The 23,879-nt window shown below is 69.9% G+C and carries 16 protein-coding genes; 12 read left to right on the forward strand and 4 right to left on the reverse strand.

Annotated elements, in window-relative coordinates; translation table 11 throughout:
• Positions 1 to 27 precede the first annotated feature (27 nt).
• The 7 genes from HUW46_RS37515 to HUW46_RS37545 all read left to right on the forward strand — a co-directional run bounded on the left by HUW46_RS37515 (position 28) and on the right by HUW46_RS37545 (position 12,790).
• Positions 28 to 852, forward strand: coding sequence for a TetR/AcrR family transcriptional regulator (locus HUW46_RS37515; protein ID WP_331477184.1), 825 nt, complete (start codon positions 28 to 30; stop codon positions 850 to 852).
• A gap of 41 nt (positions 853 to 893) precedes the next feature.
• The gene (locus tag HUW46_RS37520; protein ID WP_215543448.1) at positions 894 to 1,442 is read left to right on the forward strand and encodes a YciI family protein; all 549 of its coding nucleotides are present in this window, start codon (positions 894 to 896) and stop codon (positions 1,440 to 1,442) included.
• 93 nt (positions 1,443 to 1,535) lie between these two features.
• On the forward strand, positions 1,536 to 5,243 hold the full coding sequence (locus tag HUW46_RS37525) for a hypothetical protein (RefSeq protein ID WP_215543449.1): 3,708 nt from the start codon (positions 1,536 to 1,538) through the stop codon (positions 5,241 to 5,243).
• Positions 5,243 to 9,523: a hypothetical protein gene (locus tag HUW46_RS37530; protein ID WP_215543450.1), complete on the forward strand. Its 4,281-nt coding sequence runs from the start codon at positions 5,243 to 5,245 to the stop codon at positions 9,521 to 9,523. Before HUW46_RS37525 ends, HUW46_RS37530 begins: the two co-directional genes overlap by 1 nt.
• An 84-nt stretch (positions 9,524 to 9,607) precedes the next feature.
• A complete protein-coding gene (locus HUW46_RS37535; protein ID WP_215543451.1) occupies positions 9,608 to 10,825 on the forward strand; it encodes a cytochrome P450 in 1,218 nt (405 codons plus the stop codon).
• Positions 10,826 to 10,914: 89 nt separating this feature from the next.
• Positions 10,915 to 12,060, forward strand: a complete 1,146-nt coding sequence (locus HUW46_RS37540) for a serine hydrolase domain-containing protein (protein WP_215543452.1) — start codon at positions 10,915 to 10,917, stop codon at positions 12,058 to 12,060.
• Positions 12,061 to 12,154: 94 nt separating this feature from the next.
• The gene (locus tag HUW46_RS37545; RefSeq protein ID WP_215543453.1) at positions 12,155 to 12,790 is read left to right on the forward strand and encodes a hypothetical protein; all 636 of its coding nucleotides are present in this window, start codon (positions 12,155 to 12,157) and stop codon (positions 12,788 to 12,790) included.
• Positions 12,791 to 12,835: 45 nt separating this feature from the next.
• On the opposite strand, the gene HUW46_RS37550 is transcribed toward HUW46_RS37545, so the two are convergent.
• On the reverse strand, positions 12,836 to 13,228 hold the full coding sequence (locus HUW46_RS37550) for a hypothetical protein (protein ID WP_215543454.1): 393 nt from the start codon (positions 13,226 to 13,228) through the stop codon (positions 12,836 to 12,838).
• Between the two features lie 30 nt (positions 13,229 to 13,258).
• Here HUW46_RS37550 and HUW46_RS37555 point away from each other — a divergent pair, with 30 nt between their 5' ends.
• The 4 genes from HUW46_RS37555 to HUW46_RS37570 are packed head-to-tail and all read left to right on the forward strand — an operon-like array spanning position 13,259 to position 17,068.
• On the forward strand, positions 13,259 to 14,170 hold the full coding sequence (locus HUW46_RS37555; RefSeq protein ID WP_215543455.1) for an ABC transporter ATP-binding protein: 912 nt from the start codon (positions 13,259 to 13,261) through the stop codon (positions 14,168 to 14,170).
• Positions 14,167 to 14,934 carry an ABC transporter permease gene (locus tag HUW46_RS37560; protein WP_215543456.1) on the forward strand — a complete coding sequence of 256 codons (768 nt, stop codon included), beginning with the start codon at positions 14,167 to 14,169 and terminating at the stop codon, positions 14,932 to 14,934. The genes HUW46_RS37555 and HUW46_RS37560 overlap by 4 nt, the downstream gene beginning before the upstream one ends.
• 44 nt (positions 14,935 to 14,978) lie before the next feature.
• Entirely contained in the window at positions 14,979 to 15,668 is a 690-nt protein-coding gene (locus HUW46_RS37565; protein WP_215543457.1) for a response regulator transcription factor, read from the forward strand.
• On the forward strand, positions 15,665 to 17,068 hold the full coding sequence (locus tag HUW46_RS37570) for a sensor histidine kinase (RefSeq protein ID WP_215543458.1): 1,404 nt from the start codon (positions 15,665 to 15,667) through the stop codon (positions 17,066 to 17,068). Before HUW46_RS37565 ends, HUW46_RS37570 begins: the two co-directional genes overlap by 4 nt.
• Positions 17,069 to 17,106: 38 nt before the next feature.
• Here the strand turns inward: HUW46_RS37570 and HUW46_RS37575 are convergent, their stop codons facing one another.
• Both HUW46_RS37575 and HUW46_RS37580 read right to left on the reverse strand, forming a co-directional pair.
• Positions 17,107 to 17,967: a hypothetical protein gene (locus tag HUW46_RS37575; protein WP_215543459.1), complete on the reverse strand. Its 861-nt coding sequence runs from the start codon at positions 17,965 to 17,967 to the stop codon at positions 17,107 to 17,109.
• Between the two features lie 79 nt (positions 17,968 to 18,046).
• The gene (locus HUW46_RS37580) at positions 18,047 to 19,858 is read right to left on the reverse strand and encodes an APC family permease (protein WP_254125283.1); all 1,812 of its coding nucleotides are present in this window, start codon (positions 19,856 to 19,858) and stop codon (positions 18,047 to 18,049) included.
• A 729-nt stretch (positions 19,859 to 20,587) separates the two neighbouring features.
• Here HUW46_RS37580 and HUW46_RS37585 point away from each other — a divergent pair.
• Complete coding sequence (locus HUW46_RS37585; RefSeq protein ID WP_215543460.1) at positions 20,588 to 22,003, forward strand: PxKF domain-containing protein; 1,416 nt, start codon at positions 20,588 to 20,590, stop codon at positions 22,001 to 22,003.
• 102 nt (positions 22,004 to 22,105) lie between these two features.
• On the opposite strand, the gene HUW46_RS37590 is transcribed toward HUW46_RS37585, so the two are convergent.
• Positions 22,106 to 23,866: an RICIN domain-containing protein gene (locus HUW46_RS37590; protein WP_254125285.1), complete on the reverse strand. Its 1,761-nt coding sequence runs from the start codon at positions 23,864 to 23,866 to the stop codon at positions 22,106 to 22,108.
• Positions 23,867 to 23,879: the final 13 nt, after the last annotated feature.

Here is a 23,879-nt window from a genome sequence, read left to right on the forward strand (position 1 = left end):
AATCAAGCTTGTGTTATCGTTGGTTGCATGGAAACCGCCGACGACTCGCCGCGGGAGCGCATCCTCGCCGCGACACTGGACCTGCTTGCCGACGGCGGACAGGACGCGGTCTCGACGCGAGCGGTCAGCGCGGCGGCCGGAGTGCAGCCCCCGACCCTCTACCGGTTGTTCGGGGACAAGGACGGGCTGCTCGACGCCGTCGCGGTCAAGGGGTTCGCGGACTACCTCGCGACCAAGACCGAGGCGGCGCGCTCGGACGACCCCGTGCGAGACCTCCGTGCGGGATGGGACAACCACGTCGAGTTCGGCCTGGCCAACCCCGCCCTGTACCTGCTGATGTACGGACGGCCGCGCACCGAAGCCGCTGCTTCGCCTGCCGGTGTCGCGGGTTTCCAGGTGCTGGCAGACCACATCGGACGCATCGCCGAGTGGGGCCGACTCCGCGTCGCCGAACACCTCGCCGCGTCGCTCGTGCACGCTGCCGGTTCCGGTGTCACGCTCAGTCTCATCGCCACGCCGGAGGACGAACGGGATCCGGCCCTCTCGGTCACCGCGCGGGAAGCCGTCATCGCGGCCATCAGCACCGATCGGCCGGTCGCGCGCGAACCGGGGCCCGTTTCCGCCGCGGCCGCGCTCCGCGCCGCGCTGCCCCGGATCGGCGCCCTCACCGCGGGCGAAAGCGCCTTGATGGGCGAACTGCTCGACCGCGTCACGGGGCACAAGCGGCGGCTGAGCGCCGAAGAGCTGGTCGACCGGCACCGGAAGCTACCGCGGGCGGACTCCAAGCGCCTGCGGCACGAAGCCGACGAGTTCTTCGGCACCGACGACCGCGTCGGCGCAGAGGATCGGTGAGGTCGTCGCCGTCTGAACCGCGCGTGGTGAAGACTGGGGGCATGGAGTTCTTCTGCTACCACCGTGATCGGGCGGGATCCCTTGCCCTGCGCGAAGAGCTGCGGGAAGCGCACTGGTCCTACATGGACCGGTTCGACGCCGAGCTGATCGCCCGCGGGCCGACCTTCGACGGTGCGGTGCTCACCGGCAGCGTGCACATCGTCGAGCTGCCGGATCCGGCGGCCGCCCGCGCGTTCGCCTTCGACGAGCCCGGGTACCAGGCAGGCGCTTACCGGGATGTGCTGATTCGCCGGTGGCGCAACGCGTTGGGGCGCACGATGTGGGAGTTCCCCGGCGGTCGCAGCGGTGACGACCGGTACCTCGTGCTCGGCCTCGGCGCGCCGAAACCCGCCACCGAGGACCTTTCCGTGCCGTCCGAACAGGACCAGCTCATCGCCTACGGGCCGCTGCTGTCCGACGACGGCGCCACCTGGCTGGGTACGGCGGCGTTGCTTCGCGCGCCGAGCCCGGACGCCGCGCGCGCGGTCCTCGGCGCGGGGGAGTACGCGGCCGTCGAAGTGCACCGCTGGCAGTTCGGCGGCAGGCGGTGATCGGGGCGTCCCTGTCTGCCCGTTAGGGCGCCCGATCGACCGTGGCCGCGCTCGCCAAGGCCCGGTTGGCTGCGGGAGACGACAGGGGGCACTGTGACGACTCCGGCCGAACTCGCGCCAGTACGGGTCCTGCGCAAGGAGGACCTGCTCGATCTCACGTTCAGTTTCCGCAACCTCAAGATCCGCAGGCCGCTGATCGGCACGCCGGTGCTCGTGCGCCGCGACCCCGCGAGCCCGGCGCAGCTGATCGCCACCTTCCCCCGCCAGCACGTGCTGGAGAAGGCGTACTTCGAGACCGCGGGCGCCATCAAGGTGGAGCCGCCCGATCCCGACGTCGGCACGGTCGCCGAACCGCTGGAGCCGCCGCCGGTGCGGTCCCTGCTGTCCGGCCGCACGGTGCTGGTGTTCGAAGTGGACGCCACCACCGAGATCCCGTACACCGCCAAGGGACTGGTGGCCGCGATGCGGCTGCTGCCGCCACGGCTGGTGCCGGTCGCCAGGGGAGCCGCGGCCGCGGTGCTGCCGCAGCCGAAGCACAACCGGACGGATCGCTGGGCGAGCAGCCTGTACGCGGGCGCCGCGGCGAAGAACCGGCACACCGCCGACGACATCGCCGCCACCATGCGCGTGCTGCGCAACGTCACCCAGCTGATGCCCCGCTTCGGGCCGGAGGTGGCGCTCGCGGCGGCGGCCGACGCCGACCCCGAGGTGTTCGGCGCGCTGCGCGCGGAGCTGACCGCGCGCGCCGAACTCGCGCCCGCCGCGCTCGAAAACCCCCTTCCCGCCGATCCTTCCGCGGTGCCGAGCACCGCGCTGGAACTGCCGTACCGCTTGCTGCTGTCACCGTCCGAAACGGCCGCGTGGGCGCACAGCGAGGACGTCGTGACCCATCCGGGCAACGACCGGATCGAGCTGTGGCACACCCGGCTCGGGATCCGGCGCGAGCACGACGACGGCACGCAGGAGGTCGACGAACTCGACGCGAATGGGCGGACCGTCCGTGCCGTGTGGACCCGTGACGGCGACGCGGCCACGATGCCTCGGCCGGATCCGGCGGCCAAGGACGCGATCGGCCGCACCCCGCTCAGCCCCTACGACCGGTACTCCCTGGTGCGCCTGACCGGGCACGAACGGCTCGCCCCGGTGCGCGTCGGCAACCTCGCACTGTCCACTTTGGGCGGTTGGCTGGACGTGCTCGGCCAGTGGGAACCGCCGCCGGGACTCGATCTCGAGGAATGGCGGCACGTCGCGACCCTCGGCCGCGACCATTACGTGCGCGTGCTCTACGCCGGGTACCTGTTCCCGTTCGGGCACCGCGCCTCGCTGGTCAAGGTCACCGAGCGCAAGTTCGACCCGGCGAAGCCGGGCGCGCCCGCGTACCTGTACCAGCGGATGTTCATCCTGGTCCGGCAACCCGTCCGCACCTACGAGTACCGGGGCGGCACCCCGCTGCCGAGGACCGGGGCGGAGCGGCTGGACGTCCAGTTCCCGTTCAGCTCGATCACACTCGTCACGTCGGTGACGCCCAACCTCGACGACCCGAACGCGGGGCCGCCCGGTCTGCCGGGAAACCAGAAGCTGTTCTTCCCCCACGTCGGCGGGCAGCGGTTCGAGTTCAAGGCCGTCGGCGTCGACCGCGACGGGCGCGCGGTCGAGTTCCGCACACCACTGCTGTTCGTGTCGAAGACGCTGAACACCCCGGCGGACCTGCCCGCCATCGTCAAGGCGTACAACCCGAATCCCGGTGCGCTCGCCGTCGAGGACCCCGGCCACCGCGCGGCCGCGGTCGCCGGGCAGGCGCTCGCCTTCGCGGAGAGCAAGAAACCCGACGACACCAGGCTCGACGTTTCGCGGCTGTTGTGGGCCGCGGCCGTTCCCGACGACCTCGGCTCCATTGTGGACGGCAAGGATCCCGCGCTGTTCCTGCCGAAGATCGACCAAGCGACCGGGGTCATCCCGTCGGTCGGCCAGCTGACCGGGGAAGCCGAGCAGGTCGTGGTGAGCTACGCCGACGGCTTCAAGCAGCACGCCTTCGACGCGGTGGCCAACCAGGGCCAGGTGTTCCTCAAGCTCGCGAACGACGCGAAAATGGAGTTCAGCAAGCAAAGCGACCGCGTCGGCGCGCTCGCCGCCCCCGATCTGTCGGTGGCGGGGCTGTCCAGGCTCACCGGCCCGGTCGCGGGCGATCTCGCCAAGCTCTCCGCTGGCGAGTTCAACCCCGCCGACTTCTTCAAGGCGTTCAACGCGAACATCTTCGGCGTCATCCCGCTGGCCGAACTGGTCAAGCTGGCCGGGCTCGACAAGCCGCTCAAGGTGCCCACCTTCCTGTCGCAGATCCTCAACGCCGTCTCGATGTTCACTCAGGACGTCGAACGCGCCGTCAAGACATTGCAGGAACTGCGCAAGACGGTGCCGCAGATCGGCACCGCCGTGCAGGACCTCGCAGACAAGTCCGAGACGCTGCTCACCACCGTCGGCGAGTTCCTCAAACCGGGCTCCGGCACCACGATCGAAGCCGTGCAAGGCGCGTTCGACGGTTTCAGCGCGTCGTTCACCCGGCTTCGCCAGGCGTTGCCGAAGGGCACCGATCCCGCGATCACCGGTCTGCTCGACCGGGTCGACCAGCAGCTCAAGGCATGGGACGACACCGGTGCCCAGGTGGTGTCGATCAAGCAGGCGCTGGTGAAAGCCGCGCAGGGCGCCAAGCTGCCGGACGTGGCGACGACCAGGCTCGAATGGTCGCCGGACCTGCAAGCGTGGTCGCCGTTCGAAAAGAACCCCGACCGGAAGAACGCGCTGTTCTGGCCGCACGAGGGCGCCGGGAAGATGACCATGGTCGTCGACCTGCGCGGCTCGCTGCGGCCGGACGTGTCCTCCGGCGCGGACGTGACCTGCACGCTGGAACACTTCGACATTCTCCTGGTACCAAAGGGATTCCCGGGACTGCGGCTGGAGTTCGAGCGGATCCGGTTCACCGCGAGGGCGGGGAAGAAACCGGATATCGAAGTCGTCTTCAACGGCGTCGACTTCGAGGGCCCGCTCCAGTTCGTGCAGACCTTGCGCAACCTGATCCCGCTCGACGGCTTCAGCGATCCGCCCGCGCTCCAGGTCACGCCGAGCGGGATCACCGCGGACTACTCGATGACACTGCCCGCCGCGGCGATCGGGGTGTTCAGCCTCGAAAACCTCAGCCTCGGCGCGTCGCTGCGGGTGCCGTTCATCGGCGAGTCGCTGGAAGCCGGTTTCCACTTCTGCACCAGGGAACGGCCGTTCACGCTGACCGTGTCGTTCCTCGGCGGAGGCGGGTTCTTCGGCATCACCGCGCGCCCCAACGGGATCAAGACGCTGGAGGCGGCGCTCGAATTCGGGGCCGCCGTGTCGATGAACCTCGGTGTGGCGAGCGGCAGCCTGTCGGTGATGGCTGGCATCTACTTCCGCCTCGAAAACGGGACGGACGCGGTGATCGCCGGGTACCTGCGCGCCCGCGGCGAGGTCGACGTGCTCGGCATCATCTCCGCGTCGATCGAGCTGTACATGGAGTTCCGCTACCAGAGCAGCCCGAGGGCGGTCTACGGCCGCGCGACCATCACGGTCGAAATCGACGTGCTGTTCTTCCACAAATCGGTGTCGATCACCTGCGAGCGCAGGTTCGCTGGCAGCGACGAGACGTTCGCGCTCGCGGCCGCCGCAGGCGCGCAACCGACCTTCGCCGAGTTGATGGCGCCCTACACCGAACCGGTCACCGCCCTGCGCCGTGACCCCGCACTCGAATACTGCACGGCCTTCGGGGGGATCGACTGATGCCGAACACGACCCAGCTCCTGCTCACCGCCGTGCCCAACGGGACGGCGAACGACGGCACCGCCAAGGTGTCCCTTGTGGTCGGTCCGAGGCTGGTGCCCGATCCGGCTTCGCCGAGACCGAAGCTGGCTGATTTTGTGTCCTTTTCGGACTGGCCCGCGGCACTGGCCGCCATCCTGCCGACACTGCGCCTCGAATTCGTGAGCGGCACGACGGTCACCAAGGTGCAGCCGGTGTTCGGCGCGCCGGAAGCGGATTCCGTGCTGTGGAAGGCTTTGTTCCCGGCCGCCACCACCCCGGTGGGACCGAGGACGACCGCCGCGGCCGCGATCGCGGCCGATCCGCCGCCGCCGAAATCACTGCGATCGTTCCCGGCCGCGGAGGTGCACCGCCACGTCGTCGAGCTGCACGGCGACGCGACGGCGCTGCTGGCGAACCGCAGGATCGCCGCCACCAAAGCGAACGGAAACGGTGGCTGCCCGCCTCCGCCGGACTACATTTCCTTGGGCTGGCTCAAGGAGAAGATCGGCCCGGACGTGCCGAAGATCGTCAAGGACCCGAACCAGGCGCACACGGCCGTCGACTCGGTGCTCGGCAAGGCCGACCCCCCGGTCATCGGTCTCGTGCCGGACCCCGATCCCGACCCCGGTGGTCCGGTCGGCCCGCTGCCGCCGGTGATCCCGCCGACCAGGATCATGCACCGCGACGACAAGGTGTACACGCACACCGGCGGCACCTTGGACCCGTCGAGGGTCAAGAAGCTCGCGTTCTCGGAGGCGTTCCGCTTCTACGACCGCACCCGCGTGCCGCCGGGTTCCGCCGCCGCCGAAGAAGCCCAGCCACCGCTGGAAAAGCCCGCACTCGACTTCCACAGCGCGTGCGCCGCCGTCGGCGACTACCCCCGGCTGCTGCGCAAGCTCGGCCTCGTCGTCGATGTCACCGTGAAGGTGCCTGCCGGGATCGCCGCGAACAGCTTGCTCCGCGTCGCTTTCGAAGGCGCGCCACCGGATCTCGGCAACCCGGCTGGGTTCAAACCCGCGCTGTGCCCGTTCACCGCGCTGGACCTGACCGGCGGGCAGTTCGAAGCGGCACCGTCGAGCACCACGTCGCCGATCGCCAAGCGCGTCCTGGACCTCGCCGACCAGAACCGCTGGCTGGTGACCGAACTGGACCTCGACGCGGCCGTGCAGAAGTACCTGACGTTCGCGCATTCGGTGAGCCAGCTGACCGATCCCGAGTTCGCCGACTCCGACGCACCCGCCGACGCGAGCATCCCCGCGCAGAGCGGCGGCGGGATCACCGTGCTGCGGAAGAACCGGGACGGCGTGGTCGGCCCGCAGGTCGACCGGATGACGGGTTACCAGGCGAGCGCCGAGCAGTACACCAATTCGACCGATCCGCGCGTCACCTTCGGGCCGACGCTGCACGCCGAGGACCTCGTCCGCGGGTTCCGGATCGACGTGGGGCTCGCGGATCCCGCCACCGGATCCGTGGTGGCGTGGAAGTCGTTGTGCCAGCGGGTGGGCAGCTACGTGCTGCGCAGGCCGGGCCAGGCGCCGTTGGACATCACCGGGATCGGCGAGGACGAGGGGTACGTCAAGAGCAGCGCGGTCGGGTCCGTGCCGGGCAAACCCGACGAGCTGTTCCTGCACGAGGCGATGTTCGGCTGGGACGGCTGGAGCCTGGTGGCACCTCGGCCAGGCAAGACGATCGGCGAGAACTCCGGCGCCGAGGTGCCCGACCCCGAGCTCGACGAGAACTTCCCGCTGGACGTGCGGTTCCGCCCGGCCGGCGGGTCGCTGCCCGCGTTGCGCTACGGCCGCACCTACCGGTTGCGGGCCCGCGCCGTCGACCTGGCAGGCAACAGCCTCGGCCCGGCCGACGCCATCCCCGACGCGCACGCGTCGGCGCCGATCACCTACCGCCGCTGGGAACCGGTGCCGCCGCCCGTCGTGCTGCCGTCGAAGCCCTACAACGAGGGCGAATCGGCCGAGCGCCTGGTGATCCGCAGTTCGGTGCACGACGACGGGCGCGCCATCCCGGCGTCGTTCTACGGCGCGCTGCGCAACGACCGGCTGCACGGGCCGTTCTCCGGTACCGACGGCCTCGACCGCGGCTACGAGGACTTCGACGAACGGCACCTCGCGCCGCCGAAGACCTCGGAGCTGATGGCGGAGCAGCACGGGATGTTCGACCGGTACCTCGGCGCGGGCAAGCCCGCGAGCGCCGCGAAGGCGTTCTACGCCGCCGCGTCACGGGAATCCGGGACCTTTTCCGACACCAAGGTGACCGATCCGCATCCGCCGTACTTCGAACACGATCTGCTCCTGGAGCGCAGCATCCACGTGGCGAAGCACACCGTCACCGACCCCGAGCCGCCCACCGAACTCCCGCTCCCGCACGGCGGCGCGCTGAAACAGGGTGAGTACATCGTCCACGATCCGCTGCTCGGCCTGAAGGTGCCGTATCTCCCCGATCCGCTGGCGAAGGGCGCCGCGCTGCGCGGGCTGCCCGCCGACGTGCCGAACCGCCGGGTCGCGTTCCCTGGCACCTGGCCGGAGGCGGCGCCGTTCCGGCTGCGCGTCGAAGAAGGCACGGGGAGTCCGGAGTGGACGGAGTTTTCCCGTACGCTCACGGTGTTCCTGCCCAAGGCCGAGATCGCGACGGTCAAGCTGAGCAGCAGCCCCGATCCCGGTGACGTCGGTGTGTTGAAGGTCTGGTCGCTGCTCACCGGCAAGGCGGGGCTCACCGCCGCGGACGGCGAGTTCGCGAGCCTGCTCGCGGTGGCCGCCGCCGGTGAGGACTGGATGGTCACGCCGTTCGTCGAGCTGACCCTCGTGCACGCGGTCGAGAAGCCGCTCGAACGCCCGCAGCTCGTGGCCGTGACGTTCGACCGGCTCGCGGAGGAAACCTTCGCCGCGCTGTCGGGAACCGTGCGCTCGCACGCCAAGAGCACCGGGCGGCTCGACGTCGAAGCCGCCTGGAGCGAATGGCTCGACGACCCGGCCGAGGACGCGCCGCGGCGCGTCACCAAGCAGGCGCACGTCGCCGACTTCCGGATCGAAGCCGTCGAGGGCACAGCCAGGATCGGGCGGGACGACGAGCGGGGCGGTCCGCGCGAGCCGTTCTTCCGGCACCGCGTCCGGCACGAGTTCGGCGACACCAGACACCGCACCGTGACCTACACCCCGGTCGCGACGACGCGGTTCCTGGAGTACTTCAAGCCGGAGGTCAAGAACGATCCGGAGCTGGTCACCAGGATCGGCGACGAGTTCGCGGCGAAGGTGCCGAGTTCGCGGCGACCCGAACCGCCCGAAGTGCTGTACGTGGTGCCGACTTTCCGGTGGGAGCAGGACAACCGCGTGCACCAGGCCGTCCACCGGCGGCGGCAGGCCGGTGTCCGGATCTACCTCGAGCGGCCGTGGTTCTCCTCCGGTGACGACGAAATGCTCGCCGTGCTGATCGACGACACCGCACCGGCGCAGTACGCGACGCGCTGGGGAACCGATCCGGTGTGGGGCGATCCCGCGACACCGGCCACCGCGGGGCCGAAGCCGGCGGACTTCCCGAACGCCGCCGCGCAGGCCGCCGGACTGACCCTCGTGGAGACGGCGGCGACCGTGACCGCGATGGCGTTCACCCCGGAGTTCGACCGGCGCAGGGGCCTTTGGTACGTCGACGTCGACCTGAACGCCCCCGCCGCGCGGAGCTACTTCCCGCTCGTCCGCTTCGCCGTCGCCCGGTACCAGCCGTACGCGCTGCCGGGCTGCGAGCTGTCGAAGGTCGTGCTCGCCGAGTTCACGCAGCTGCCGCCGGAGCGCACGACGACGGTGCGCGACGCGGGCGGCCGCAAGCTGGAAGTCACCGTCGCGGGCGCGTTCGCCGCGAACGCGCCCGGCACGGCGGCCGGCACCGGGCGGGACGCGGTCGCGGCCAGCAGGCAGGTGCTCGTCACGCTCCAGAAGCGCGGTCTGCTGGAAACCGACGACCTGGCTTGGAAACCGGCCGGTCCCGCCGTCGAACTCGGGTGCGCCGCGGCGGGCGATTCGTTCGTCTGGACGGGGGTACTGGCACCGTCCACATCGGAACTGCTGACGAACTACCGGATCGTGGTCGAGGAGCACGAGCTGTACCAGACCGACAAGGACACCGAGGAGTTCGCCAGAACCGTCGGCGGTCAAGCCGTTTCCGTCGCTCGCCGTCCGATCTATTCGGACACCTTCGGGCTCGGCATCGGGCTCGGCGGCATCTTCGACCTCGACATCACCCTCGAAATCTGACGAGACGCCCCGCTCCCGGGATCAGCGGGTAGCCATCGCCGGATATCCACGGCATCCTGGGACGATCACCGGATGAGGAGGGCCATGACCACCAGAGTGGATTCCGATGCCGTCGGCGAGGTGCTCGCGGCGCTGGGCACCGACGAGGGCAGGGCCGACCCGTACCCGCACTACGCGCGGTTGCGGGCGCTGGGGCCCGTGGTGACCGCCCCCGACGGCGTGCTGGTGATCACCGGGTACCGGCAGTGCTCGGCGTTCGTGCGCGATCAACGCCCGCTTAAGCAGTCGGAACAGCTCCTGCTCGCCGCCGGGTACCACGACTGGCGGGAGCGGCCGTCGCTGCGGCTGATGTTCACCAGCATGGTGATGCTGGACGGCCCCGCGCACACCCGGTTGCGTCGCCTGGTCTCCTCGGCGTTCACCGCGCGCAGGGTCGCGAACCTGCGCCCCGCCGTCGAGCGCATCGTCGGCGAACTGTGCGAACGCCTTGACGGGACCACGGATTTCGTCACGGAGTTCGCGTTCCCGCTCCCGGCCACCGTGATCGGTGAGCTGCTCGGCGTGCCGCGGGCGGACCGGCCGATGTTCCAGACCCTCGTGCGGGACTGGACGATGGTGTTGGACGAGCTGAGCCCCGCCGTGGTCGACCGTGCTGACTCCGCCGCGGTCACCATCCGCGACTACCTCGCGGACCTGGCCGAGACACGGCACGCCGAACCGGCCGACGACCTCATCTCCGCGCTGGTGGCGGCCGGGGACGGCGAGGAGGGGCTGGACGCGGAGGAACTGGTGAGCATGGCGGCCCTCCTGCTGTCCGCCGGTTTCGAAACTACGACAGGGCTGCTGGCGAACGGCCTGTTCGCGCTGCTGGAGGAGCCCGCGCAGGCGGCCAGGCTGCGCACCGAGCAGGCGCTCGCCGCGCCCGCGGTGGAGGAGCTGCTTCGCTACGACTCGCCCGTACACCTGGCGTCCACCAGGATCATGCCCACAGATCTCACGATCGCCGACATCGGCTTCGCCGAGGGACAGCGCGCCGTCGCCCTGCTCGGCGCGGCCAACCGTGATCCCGAGGTGTTCCGCGAACCCGACCGGCTGGTGCTGGACCGCGCCGAAGAGCCGCCGCTGTCCTTCGGCGGTGGCGCGCACTACTGCCTCGGCGCACCACTGGCCAGGTTGGAAGCGCAGGTCGCGTTTCCCTTGCTGCTGTCGCGATTCCCCCGGCTCTCGCTCGCGGGCGACCCCGTTTTCCGGCCGGGGCTGTCGCTGCACACCTACACGTCGTTGCCGATCAGTACGAACTGAACGGCTGCCCTTTCATCCCGTTCATGGGGATTTCATCGCCCGTGGCTACTTTGCGCGCGGTGGTTTCCGGTGCGGATGGAGGAGCGAGGATGACCAGAACGGGGATGCCGAGGTCGGTGGTGGCGCTGTGCGCTTTCGCCGCGGTCGCGACGATGGGCGCGCCCGCGTCGGCGGCGGAGCAAGCCGACGACCACGCGGGGGTCAAGGCCGTGCTGACGGCCTTCCGGGCGCACGGCGGACCGGGCGCCGCGGTGTACGCGGGTGACCTGAACCAGGGGTGGACCCTGCACGCGGGCCAGAAAGTGGTCAACACCAACCAGGTCATCGGCCCCGACGACGCGTTCCGGGCGGCCAGCCAGACCAAGACGTTCACGGCGGCCGTGGTGCTGCAACTCGTCGACGAGGGCAAGGTGGCGCTGGACGCCCCGATCGAGCGCTACCTGCCCGGCGTGGTCGCCGGCAACGGCTACGACGGCAACCGCATCACCGTCCGCCAGCTCCTCCAGCAGACCAGCGGGATCAACGGCGGCAACGCCGGCGCGAAGCCCAAGTCCGACGGTACGTTCGAGCTGCGGGAGCTGGTCCGCGCCGGGCTGGCGGGCAACCCGCCCAAGCCGGACGGTTCGTGGAACTACACGAACACCAACTACTACCTCGCGGGGATGCTCATCGAGCAGGTCACCGGCGCGCCCGCTCGTGACGCGATCGCCGAGCGGATCATCAAGCCGCTCGGCCTGAAGCACACCAGTCTCCCGGCGCCGGGCGACAAATCGCTGCCCGGCGCGTACGTCCACGGGTACAAGGGCGGCAGCATCGGCGGAGTATTCCTGTGGCTGGACACCACCTTCGGCGAATGGGGCAGCGGCACGGTGGAGCCGTCGTACTGGAGCACCGCGGGCGGGCTCGTCTCCACCCTGGCCGATCTCGCCGTGTTCGACCGCGAACTCAACCGCGGCAAGGTAATCTCCGCGGCCGGTCTCGCCGAAATGCGCAAGACGGTGGACACCGGGTGGCCCGGCACCGAGAAGTACGGCCTCGGCCTGTGGGGGCACCAGCTGAGCTGCGGCGTGCGGGCGTGGGGCCTGCTCGGCGACCTGTCCACCGGCTTCTCCTCGGTGACCATGGCCACCGACGACGGCAGGAACGCCGCGGTGGTCACCAACACCTGGGTCGTCAACAACGACAAGCCGACCAGGATCGACGTCGTCGACGCCGCGCTGTGCGAAAAGAAGTGACCTACTCGGGCTCCGGCATCCCCGGCGGCGGGGCGCCCGCGCCGCACCTGTTCGGGCGTCCCGCCAGTGGTCTAGACATGCTACATTCCTTGCCATGCGAGCAGGTTCGACGAACGGTCGTACGAGGATCGCCAGAACACTCACGGCGTTGGCTTGCGCGCTCGCGCTTTCCCCGGTCACCACGGCGAACGCGGCGGCCTACGGCGGCTCGGCTTCGCACCGGTGCGAGTGCGCGAGCCCGTCGATCGACCGGCTGCAGCAGTGGCTCGCCAGCGGCGAGGGCACCACGGTGCCCGCGACCGGCAGCCTGCTCGTCCGCGAGGGCGACCGGTACGCGGCCAAGGTGCGGTTCCTCAAGGCCGAATGGCACGTGATCGTGGTGTGGCTCGGCAACCAGTTCGAGGCGCAGGCGGATCTTTCGAAGTCGTCCGGTTTCTGGCTGACCTACAGCGCGACCGACGACCTGTACGTCCAGTTGCGCCCGGCCTCACACTGGAGCGGCGGCGACAAGTGGCTCACGAAGGTGCCTTCGACGGGCGGGAAGCTCGAGAAGCGGTTCTTCAGCTTTTCGCCCGACGCCTGGACCTGGCTACCCGAGCTCGGCAAGCCGTCGTACTCGTTCGCCTCGGCACTGGGCGAGGCGCGCGGGCTGGTCTTCGTCGGCAAGACCCCGAACACGCTCGACTTCCGCGCTCTGCCCATCGACGGCTACCAGCCGCCCTGCCGCTAGAGCCAGCTCAGCTTTTCCGTCCCGCGCAACGGGTTTCGATTCCGTTCACTTGGTCAGCGGTACGGTCGCGGCCGCGCCGGGCACGTACACCGTGACGTTCGGCGGGATCGCCTTCATGATGTCGATCTGGGCGCAGGCAGGGCAGGCGTTGTAGCCCTCCTGGCGCAGATCGTTGTCGATCACCGGGCGGATGATCTGGTCGAGGAAGCTCGACCAGCCCTCGTCGCCGTCCCACGCGTCGCGGTTCGCGCCGTCCGCGCCGCGGAACTCCCGCTGCTGGGACGGGTATCGGTGGATGTTCGACCAGAAGCCGATCCAGGTCACCCCGGACGCGGGCTGGACGAAGTGGACGTCCGGCTCGGGGGCGAGCGGACGAAACCTGGGAGTTCGCTGGGAATACTGGCCGGTCCACCGGAGAACGCGCGCCGCTCCCAGCATTTCGTCATCCGGCGTCGGAACGCTGGTGGCATGAGTGAAACGATCGAGGCACGAGACCTCACCAAGCGCTACGGCGAAACGCTCGCCGTCGACGGGATCACGTTCACCGTCCGGCCGGGGCGCGTCACCGGGTTCCTCGGACCGAACGGGGCAGGCAAGTCCACCACCATGCGCCTCGTCGTCGGGCTGGACGCGCCGACCGCCGGGACCGTGACGGTGGCTGGCCGCCGGTACGCCGAGCTGGACCGTCCGCTGCACACCGTCGGCGCGCTGCTCGACGCCCGCGCGGTCCATCCGGGCCGGACCGCGACGGGCCACCTGCTCGCGCTCGCGCAGACCGCGGGCATCGGGCGGAAACGGGTCGGCGAAGTGCTCGAGCTGGTCGGCCTGGAGTCGGTCGCGCGGCGGCGGGCCGGAACGTACTCGCTGGGGATGAGCCAGCGGCTCGGCATCGCGGCCGCGTTGCTCGGCGATCCACCGGTGCTGATCTTCGACGAACCGGTCAACGGCCTCGATCCGGAGGGCATCCGCTGGATCAGGGGGCTCATGCGGGAGCTCGCCGCCGAAGGCCGCACCGTGCTGGTGTCCAGCCACCTGATGAGCGAGATGGCCCTCACCGCGCAGCACCTGCTGGTCATCGGCAAGGGCCGGATCATCGCCGACACCGGTATCGACGAGTTCCTCGACCGGCACAGCGCGGAAACCGTGCTGGTCCGTGCCGACGACCAGGAGCGGCTCGCGCGGGTGTTGCGCCAGGCGGGCGCGCGGCTCGACATGGACGCCGAAGGGTTGCTCGTCGAAGGGCTCACCTCGGCGGAGATCGGCAAGTTCGCCGCCGCGGACGGCATCGCGCTGGCCGAGCTGACGCCGAAGCGCGATTCGCTGGAGGACGTGTTCATGGCGCTGACCGGCGACGCCGTCGAGTACGGAGGTGCCGCGTGAACACCATCCGCGCCGAATGGACCAAGTTCCGCGGCCTGCGCTCGACCTGGTTCGCCGTCGCCGTGACGATCGTGCTCGGCGTCGTGATCAGCGCGCTCGCCACCTCGGGGCTGGCCAGGTCCTATCCCAGTATGTCGCCGTCCGACCGCGCGGCGTGGGATCCGACCGTGAACAGTCTCAACAGCATCCTGATCGCCCAGCTCTCGATCGGGGTGCTCGGGGTCCTGATGATCAGCGGCGAGTACGCGACCGGCTCCATCCAGCCCAGCACGCTCGCGGTGCCCCGGCGCGGCAGGCTTTTCACGGCGAAAGCGGTCGTGGTCACCGCGGTCGTGGCGCTGCTGGGTCAGCTGCTCGTGTTCACGTCCTTCTTCCTCGGGCAGGCGGTGTTCGCGGACGCGAAAGTGCCGTACGCGACGCTCGATCAGCCGGAGGTGCTGCGTGCGGTGCTCGGAGGTGGCCTGTTCCTCGCCGCCGTGGGATTGCTAGGCCTCGGGCTCGGGACGGTGCTGCGCTCGACGGCCGCCGCGATCGGCACCCTGGTTTCCTTGACGCTGCTGGTGCCGCTCATCGGGCGGACGCTGCCGGAACGGTGGGCGGAGTGGATGACCGCGTACTGGCCGACGGTGGCCGGTCAGCAGGTCTACACCGTGGTGCCGCCGGACGGTGCCGTCGCGCCGTGGCTGGGATTCGGGCTGCTGTGCGGATTCGTCGCGCTGATCGGTGCGGCGGGGTACGCCGTGATGCGCGTGCGGGACGTGTGAATGCCGCTCGTCAGCCGTATCCGTTGCTGGCATCGTCAACGCACATGACGACGGCCAGCCTGCTCGTGGTGGAGGACGACCCGACCCTGCGGGATCTGCTCGTGGCGAGCCTGCGGTTCGCCGGGTTCGAGGTGACCGCGACCGAGAGCGGTACCGAGGCGCTGCGGATCGTGTCGAACGGTCCGCCCGACCTGGTCGTGCTCGACGTGCTGCTGCCCGATCTCGACGGGTTTTCGGTGCTGCGGCGGATGCGGGCGGGCACGGCGCCGGCACGGGAGGTGCCGGTGCTGTTCCTCACCGCGCGCGACGCGGGGGACGACAAGGTGGCCGGGCTGTCCGCCGGTGGTGACGACTACGTGACCAAGCCGTTCCGGCTCGACGAGCTGATCGCCCGCATCCGGGCGATCCTGCGGCGGACCGCGGGCGCCACGCCGGAAGTGCTGTCCGCGGGCGATCTCGTGCTCGACCCCGCCGCACGGCTCGTCACGCGTGGCGGTGAGCCGATCTCGTTGTCGCCGACCGAGTTCACCCTGCTGCGGTTCCTGGTGGAGAACGCCGACCGGGTGCTGGACCGCGCGCAGATCCTGCACCGCGTGTGGCACTACGACTTCGGCGGCGACGCGAGCATCGTCGAGTCCTACATCAGCTACCTGCGGCGCAAGGTCGACAACCGGGAGCCGAAGCTGATCCACACCGTCCGCGGGGTCGGGTACGTGCTGCGCAGGCCGCGATGAATCGGCTGTCACTGCGGGCGCGGGTCCTGGTCATCTCGATGACGCTGCTGGTGGCCGGGATGACCGCGGGCACGGTCGCGGTACTGGTCGCGTTGCGGAAACCGTTGGTGGAACGGGTGGACGCGCAGGTGACCGCCGAAGCGAGCGCGCTGGCCGCGCTGCCGAGGGCGTTCGTCCAGCCGTTCGTGACGGCCGCTCCCGCCCAGGGCTCGAGGACCACGCTCGACGACCTGTACCTCGCCTACCTCACGGCGGACGGGCGCCTGACGTTGTCCGTGCGCGGAGCCTCGGCACCCGCACTGCCCGCGTTGGACCGCGGGGCGGTGGCGGCCCGGCACGGTCAGCCGTTCGAAGTGCCGGGCTGGCGGGTGCTCGCGCTCCCCGCCAAGGATGGGGGCGGCAGCGTGGTCGCGGCCAACTCACTGTCCTCAGTGGACGAAACGGTGAGTCGTGTCCGGTTGACCTGCCTGCTGGTCGGCGCCTGCCTGCTCGCCGTGCTCACCGCAGCGGGCTGGTTCTGGCTTCGGGCGGGGCTGCGGCCGTTGCGCCGCATCGAGGAGACTGCGGCCGCGATCGCCGGTGGCGACCTGTCACGGCGCGTTCCGTTCACCGCCGCACCGGCGACGGAGGTGGGCAGGCTGACGACCTCGTTGAACGGGATGCTGGCCCAGATCGAAGCGGCCGTGGGGGCGCGGATCCGATCGGAGGAGCGGCTGCGCCGGTTCGTGGCGGACGCGAGCCACGAGCTGCGCACCCCGCTCGCCGGGATCAGCGGGTTCGCGCAGCTCTACCGGATGGGCGGCGCCGAGATCGACACGACGATGGACCGCATCGAGCGCGAATCCGTGCGGTTGACCGGTTTGGTGGACGATCTGCTGTTGCTGGCGCAGCTCGACGAGCGGGGGGTGGAGCTGCGGCGCGCGCCGATGGACCTGCGGGCGCTCGCCGCGGACGCGGTGCACGATCTGCGCGCGCTGGATCCGGCGAGGCCGGTCCGGCTCACCGGCCCCGGTGCCGCCGCCGATCCGGAAACCGCGCCGGTGCTCGGCGACGAATCCCGGCTGCGGCAGGTGGTGAGCAACCTGGTGGGCAACGCGATCGCGCACACCCCGGCGGGCAGCGCGGTGCGGGTGGGCGTCGGCACCGGTGGCGGCGACGCGGTGCTGGAGATCGCCGACACCGGACCTGGACTGCCCGCGACGCGGGCGCGGCTGGTGTTCGAACGGTTCTACCGCTCGGACGGCTCACGCGCCCGCGCCGCGGGACGGCACGGTGGTGCGGGCCTCGGCCTCTCGATCGTGTGGTCGCTGGTCACCGCGCACGGCGGTACGGTCGAACTGGACACCGCACCGGGACAGGGCGCCACGTTCCGGATCAGGTTGCCGGTGGCACCGCGCTGACACGAGTCCATTGAGGACAGATCCTCAATGGACTCGTGTCACGGGTTGGTGGTCACGTGAAAACCGGCGCCGTAGACGCCGGGGTGCGCGGCGTCGCGGGCGCGCAGGTCGGCGAGGATGTTCGCCGAGCTGGTGTAGACGTACGGCGGCACGCCAAGCGCCCTGGCCTTGGTGATGCCCGCCCACGGACCGGCCGCCTGGAACTTGGTGCCCTCCGAGGGGTAGTCGCTGCCGGGGACGTGCCAGATCGCCGGGCCACCGGAGTCGTTCGCCTTGTGCTGGGCCCACGACTGGTAGATACCGTTGGTGTTGGCGGTGACGCGGCCGTACCAGACGCCGAGCTGTCCCGACACCACCAGCTCGTTGTTGTTGTTGTTCGCCGCCGCGCCGAGGAGTCGTTCCTCGTTCAGCGGCGGGTTCAGCGCGTTGGGGCTGGGTTGCCCGTCGGGAACCTCCAGCTGGCCCGTCTCCTTGAGCCACGGTCCCTGCGAGGACGGCGTCACCGCGGGCACCAGCTCGATGATCATGTAGTCCTTGGTGGCGTGGCCGATCGACGACCCTTCCGGGTCCTTGAAGTAGCGCACGTACCCGATGGGGCCGAAGCCGACGTCGCCGCGGTCGTAGACCGGCTGGACGTTCTCCGGCAGGTCCCGGTCGGCGTACCGCTTGTCCTGGATGCAGTGCCCCGCCGAGATGGCGATCTTCCGCGCCTGCTTGTCGGTGCCGACGGCGCCGATCGTGCAGAACACGTCCGGGTTGTCCGGGCTGAAGAGGATCTGCATGGAGTTGAAGACGCGCTTCCCCGGTTCGGCCGGCGTGGCGTGCGCCGCGGCGGGCAGGATCGCGGTCGCCGCGAGTACCGCGACGCCCGCCACCTTCGGCAACCAACTGAGTTTCATCCCCACCATGTCTCCTTCTCGGCGATCGGATTCGCGCGCGAAGGCTAGCGGTGGCCGATGAAATCCCGATGAGCGCCGCTCAGACCGGGCGGGTGCGGAACCGCATCCGGCAGACGACCACGTTCGTGCGGCGCCGCAGCGCGTGCGCGAGGACCGCGCCGCGCTGGTTCTGCAGCACCCGCTGCCACGCGTGTTCCGGCTCCACCTCGGGGATGAGGACGAACACCTGGAGGTCGCGCACCGCGCGGAGGTACTCGACGAGCGGTGCGGCGAGCCGGTGCCGCTCGTCGTGGAGGCGGACCATGGGGACACCGGGATCCCAGTCCTCCCAAGCGGAAAGGAAAGCGGCCTGCTCCGCGTCGTCGGGGTGGCCGACGTGTACTGCGATGACCTTGTTGCCGAGCGAAAGCCCGGCGGCGATCGCGTCGCGGGTGAGGCGCGAGACCGTCGCGACCGGGACCACGACCAGCGATTCGACCGGGCGCGGCGGCGTCGGCCGGTGGCCGAGTTCGAGCCGGGCGCCGATGTGCGCGTAGGAGCGGTGCACCACCTCCATCAGCAGGACGAGCGCGGGCAGTGCCACCGCGATGAGCCAGCCGCCCTCGCCGAACTTGGACACGGTGACCACGACCGCGGCGATCCCGGTGAGCAGCGCGCCGAACCCGTTGAGCGCGGCCTTGCGCGTCCAGCCGCGCGGCCGGTCGGTGAGCCAGTGGCGCACCATCCCGGTTTGGGACAGCGTGAATCCGACGAACACCCCGATCGCGAACAGCGGCACCAGCGAGTTCATCTTCCCGTCGGAGATCACCAGCAGCGCCGCGGAAGTGGCGGTGAGGAACGCGATGCCGTAGCGGTGCACCGAGCGGTCGGCGCGCAGGGCGAAGGCGTGCGGCAGGTTGTTGTCCTTCGCCAGCAACTGCGCGAGCACCGGCAGCCCGCCGAACGAGGTGTTGGCGGCCAGCGCCAGCAGCACGACGGTGGCGAACTGGACGAGGTAGTAGCCGAACCCGTCGCCGAGCGACGCCTCGGTCACCTGCGACAGCACGGTCACCCCCGGCACCGGGCGGATCGCGAACTTTTCGATCAGCGCGGCGATCCCGATCAGCATCACCGCGAGCAGCCCGCCGAGGACGAGTTCCGCGGACTGGGCCCGGCGCACGCGCGGCTTCCGGAACGAGGGCACCGCGTTCGCGATGGCTTCGACACCGGTCAGCGCGGCGCAGCCGTTGGCGAACGCCTTGAGCAGCAACAGGATTCCGACGCTCTGCAGCGTGCCGGTGTGCTGCGCGGCGGTGTTCGGGTCGACCGCGGGCCCGCCGCGGACGAGGCCGACGAGCACGACCACCACGATCGCGCCGACGTAGACGGCGGTGGGCAGCACGAACGCCCGCGCGCTGTGCGCGATGCCGCGCAGGTTGATCGAGGTGATCACGGCCAGCACGCCGAGGCACAACCACGTCGTGTAGGGGAACAGTTCGGGAAAGGCGGAGGTCAGCGCGGCCACGCCCGCGGCGACGGACACCGCGACGTTCAGGACGTAGTCGATGATCAGCGACGCCGCGGCCACGAGCGACGTGCGCCTGCCGAGGTGCCGCCGTGCCACCCCGTACGCGCCGCCGCCGTCGGGGAACGCGGCGATCACCTGCCGGTAGGAGAGGGTGAGCACGACGAGCAGTGCGGCGATCGCGAACGTGACCGGCAGCGTGAACCCGAGGCCGGTGCCACCCGCCAGCGCGAGCACCAGCACGATCGCCTCGGGACCGTAGGCGACCGAGGCCATCGCGTCGAGCGACAGCGCGGCGAGCCCGCCGACGACCGTCAGCCGGTGCCGCTCACCACGACCTTCCCGCGCCGGTGCCTCGGACTCGGGTGGCCGGATCGTCGCGGTCACGGGACGCGCACCGTGGGTGTCCACTGTGGATTTTTCGGGTAGCTGGGTGGTTCGGTCGTCCGCACATGTCCAGTGCACCGTCGTGCACGGCGGCGCGACCGATTCTTGCCGCCGTCACAACGGCGGGCGCGGAAACCTTGACGAACTCTTGACCCGTACCGGTGCTCGCCGGAGGTGGCTGAGCACCGCGGCCACCAAGTCCGCGGGTGCGCTCAGCGGGCCTCGGGAGCTCGGATTCGCTTGCACGAAATGAGACGACCGATCGCCGTAAGCCCGCTCGTCGTCGACAAACAAATATGTTCAACCGGTACCGGTCGTACGTTTTCACTGGTGCGAAGTGCTGGCAGGAACAAACGTTTCTCCGTTATTTCAGATTTATTATCGACGGTCACTGTTGCGACATTTGGGGGATAATTGCGACGAGTTGGCGTCCCTCACAAGTGTGATTGCGCGGTAAGTCGATTGCGGTTCTTGACACCGGTTTTGCGACCGGAGGAGCGTGGTGAACCGGTCGGCCCGGGGGGCGGTTTTCCGATCAGGACAGATGGGCTGTCTGTGATGTGCCCCAAGGCCGAGACGAGTGCCCTGTCGCGTCGATTGCGGTTTCGCCAAGGGGCCGCCGATGGGGCGTCGAGGAGGAAAGTTGAAATGATGGTCCATATTCGAGACGGGCGAAGAACCCGCGCGGATGGAGGTATTCGGTCGCGCTGGTCACTGCTGCGACTGGCGGTGTTGGTGATCGGTGGCGTGCTGAGCCTGGTCGCGATGGCCGCGCCGGCGCAGGCGGCGTTCCCCGGCGGCAACGGCAAGATCTTCTTTACCGGTACGAATACGATCTATTCGATGAATCCGGATGGCTCCGGGGTCACCGCGGTCACCAGCGGGCGGGCTCCGCGCGTGTCCGCGGATGGGACCAAGGTCGCGTTCGAGCGTGGCGTCGGCAATCCCAACCTGCAGATCCACACCATGAACCCGGACGGCACCGGTGTCACCCAGATCACGAGCGGTTCCACCGCCGACGGCCAGTCGCTGGCCTGGTCCCCGGACGGCACCAGGCTCGCCTACCGGAACGGCGGGACCTTGACGGTCATCAACGCCGATGGCACCAACCCGGTCTCCCTCGGTGTGCTTGGCTTCCAGGTCAACTGGTCCCCGGACGGGTCCAAGCTCGTCTACAGTTCGTCGTCGAGCACCATCGACACCATCAACCCCGACGGCACCGGGCAGACCACACTGGCCAGCATTCCCGGCCAGAACTTGTACCACCCGAACTGGTCCCCGGACGGTACCAAGATCACCTTCTCGGTGTTCAGCTTCGACCCGTTGGGCAATCAGGTGTACACGATGAACGCCGATGGCAGCGGCCAGACCAACATCGCCGGGAGCAACGAGGACCAGACGTCGGTGTGGTCCCCGGACGGCACCAAGATCCTGTTCACCGACAACGAGGGGCTGCAGGTGATGAACCCCGACGGCACCGGCAGGACGCGGATCTTCACCAACGACACGTTCTCCGCCACCGCTGAGGACTGGGCCGCGATCCCGTCCCCGACGCCGACGGTCACCTCGGTGAACCCGGCTTCCGGCCCGAAGACCGGCGGTACGGTCGTGGCGATCACCGGCACCAACTTCACCGGCGCCACCGCCGTGCACTTCGGCGCCACCGCGGCGACCTCGTTCACCGTGAACAGCGCCACCTCGATCACCGCGACCGCACCCGCCTCCGCGGTGGTCGGCGCGGTGGACGTCACCGTCACCACCCCCGCCGGAACCAGCGCCACCAACCCCGGCGACCGCTACACCTACACCTACAGCTTCACCGGATTCTTCCCACCCGTGGACAATCCGCCCTCGGTCAACGATCGCAACGCGGGCAGCACGGTGCCGGTGAAGTTCAGCCTCGCCGGTGACCAAGGGCTGGGCATCTTCCCTTCGGGTTCCCCTGCCTCGCAGCAGTACGACTGCACCACCGGCGCCCCGATCGGTGCGGCGCAGGCCACCAGCGGGGCCTTGAGCTACGACAGCGGCAGTGATCGCTACCAGTACAACTGGACCACCGACGGAGCGTGGGCCGGTACCTGCCGCCACCTGCAGGTCACCCTCATCGACACCAGCACCCACACCGCGGACTTCCGCTTCCACTGATCCCCGCCCCAGAAGGCTTCGCGGGGGCAGCGGCCCGCTGCCCCCGCGAAGTTCGCTCCATCCGTCCACAAAGGAATCGATCAGGACGAGCCCCCGCCCGCGCTACCGCCGGACCGGCGCGAAGGTGACGGTCTGCTCGGCCGCGGTGCGGGAGCCGCCTACGGCACTGCCGGAACTGTCGGTCCAACTCCGGATCGGGGTGGTTTCGGCGAGGCGGCCGGTCGTGGCGGACAGGCCCAGTGCGAGGCCGCTGTAGCGGTTGATCAGCCGGAACCCGCCGTGGGTTCCCTTGGCGGGGACCACGAACCACTGCTGGCCCGCGCTCGCGTCCGGTGTGGACACCACGGGACGGGTGCCCCACGCGCGGTTCGCGGTGGACACCGGCACGCCGAGGGCTTGCCCGGTGCGGTCGTTGGTGATCCGGAACGAGCCGTCGCCGTTCGCGGTGAACTTCCAGCCGTCGAGCGCGCCGTTCACCGTCGAGGTCGTTTCGCCGGTGCCGGGGACCTGGGCCAGTACGCGTCCCGCTCCGGTGCCGATCCGGTAGGTCCGTGCCGGGTCGACCGGTGCCGGGGCCGGGGTGCGGGAGGTGACGGTGATGTCGGCGTACTCGCCGTCGGATGTGGCGCACGCGATGGAGCAGTAGGAGCGGAACGTCTTGCCGACGATGGTGGAACTGGTTTTGTTGGCGCCGTCGAGGAACCAGCGGTACCAGGAACCGGACTTGTAGGCGCCCGAGTCGCCGATCAGGCGCCACTTCTGCGTGGAGAGGTCGTCGGTGACGTAGAACTTCTGGGGCTGCGTCCCGGAAACGACCTCGGGTTCGCCGATGTAGAGCCCGAGGTGGGCGTCGTAGGCGATGTTTATCACGAACAGATCCGATTTCGCCGGCAGTTCGCCCGCCGCCACCTGCTGGTCGACGGAGCCGGTGTTGGCGGGGTCGTAGTCGTCGGCCGGTTTCGTGTAGCCGCGGGGATTGGCGGCGGTGGCCGGGACCATGTTGCTTTCCTTGCCGCCGAGGCCGGGCTGGGACCACGCGCCGTCGTACCACTTCGACCAGGTGCCGCCGGCGAGCTTGCCCGACATCGGCGCGCGCGCCACGTGCGCGAGACCGCCCGCGCTGCCGCCGGTGCCTTCCTTCGGGACGATCCGCGAGCCGTAGTAGAGGTAGAAGTAGCCGGAGGCGGGATCGGCGAACAGGCGCGGATCGCCGTCGCCGTAGTCGAAGGTCTGGTTCGGGAACGCCTTGGTGTCGCCCCGTTTCGTGCTGTACGGCGAGGTGATCGCGTGCCCCTTGATCGCCCAGGTGTGCCCCTGGTCGGTGGAGACGGCGTAGTCGATCGAGTCGTAGTGGGAGAACGACGGCTTGCCGAACGGTTCCGGCGTGAATTCGTTGTGCACCAAGCCGTACCAGTCCCCGGTGTCCGGATCGACCCAGGTGCCGACGAGATCGCAGAAGTTCCGCTGCGAGTAGCCGGAGCCCGCCGGGGGCGGGGTGGCCTCCTTGCCGGTAGGGCTGGTGTTGCACCGCCAGGTGGTGTCGTTGTTGCGGTCACGCGGTTCCGCCGGGTTCACCGCGTCGCTCAGTTCGCCGGAGCGCTTCGCCGAGTCGAAATCGTCTCCGGTGTAGAACTCCCATTCCCGCGGCTGGTCGGCGCCGTAGAGCGCGGCGGACTGCTGGAAGTAGAAGGTCCCGTCCTTGTCGACGAACGTCCCCGCCGGGGTGTCGGTGGGATGCGCGTAGGGCGCCGTCGACCCGACCGAGATCGAATAGGCGGGCTCGGCGGACGCGGTGGTGGCCGGTGCCAGCAGTGCGGCCGCGGTCATCGCGACGGTGACGAGGGTCTTGCTCGAGCGTGGCACGGCTGATCCGCCC

Origin of the sequence: Amycolatopsis sp. CA-230715 (assembly GCF_018736145.1) — a bacterium.
Lineage (GTDB): Bacteria > Actinomycetota > Actinomycetes > Mycobacteriales > Pseudonocardiaceae > Amycolatopsis.

Bases quoted from the DNA above. Each gene is read 5' to 3' on its own strand.
- HUW46_RS37575 (WP_215543459.1), bottom strand. From the start codon at position 17,967: ATGAAACTCAGTTGGTTGCCGAAGGTGGCGGGCGTCGCGGTACTCGCG.
- HUW46_RS37515 (WP_331477184.1), top strand. From the start codon at position 28: ATGGAAACCGCCGACGACTCGCCGCGGGAGCGCATCCTCGCCGCGACA.
- HUW46_RS37545 (WP_215543453.1), top strand. From the start codon at position 12,155: ATGCGAGCAGGTTCGACGAACGGTCGTACGAGGATCGCCAGAACACTC.
- HUW46_RS37570 (WP_215543458.1), top strand. From the start codon at position 15,665: ATGAATCGGCTGTCACTGCGGGCGCGGGTCCTGGTCATCTCGATGACG.
- HUW46_RS37530 (WP_215543450.1), top strand. From the start codon at position 5,243: ATGCCGAACACGACCCAGCTCCTGCTCACCGCCGTGCCCAACGGGACG.
- HUW46_RS37550 (WP_215543454.1), bottom strand. From the start codon at position 13,228: ATGCTGGGAGCGGCGCGCGTTCTCCGGTGGACCGGCCAGTATTCCCAG.
- HUW46_RS37520 (WP_215543448.1), top strand. From the start codon at position 894: ATGGAGTTCTTCTGCTACCACCGTGATCGGGCGGGATCCCTTGCCCTG.
- HUW46_RS37540 (WP_215543452.1), top strand. From the start codon at position 10,915: ATGACCAGAACGGGGATGCCGAGGTCGGTGGTGGCGCTGTGCGCTTTC.
- HUW46_RS37535 (WP_215543451.1), top strand. From the start codon at position 9,608: ATGACCACCAGAGTGGATTCCGATGCCGTCGGCGAGGTGCTCGCGGCG.
- HUW46_RS37555 (WP_215543455.1), top strand. From the start codon at position 13,259: ATGAGTGAAACGATCGAGGCACGAGACCTCACCAAGCGCTACGGCGAA.
- HUW46_RS37565 (WP_215543457.1), top strand. From the start codon at position 14,979: ATGACGACGGCCAGCCTGCTCGTGGTGGAGGACGACCCGACCCTGCGG.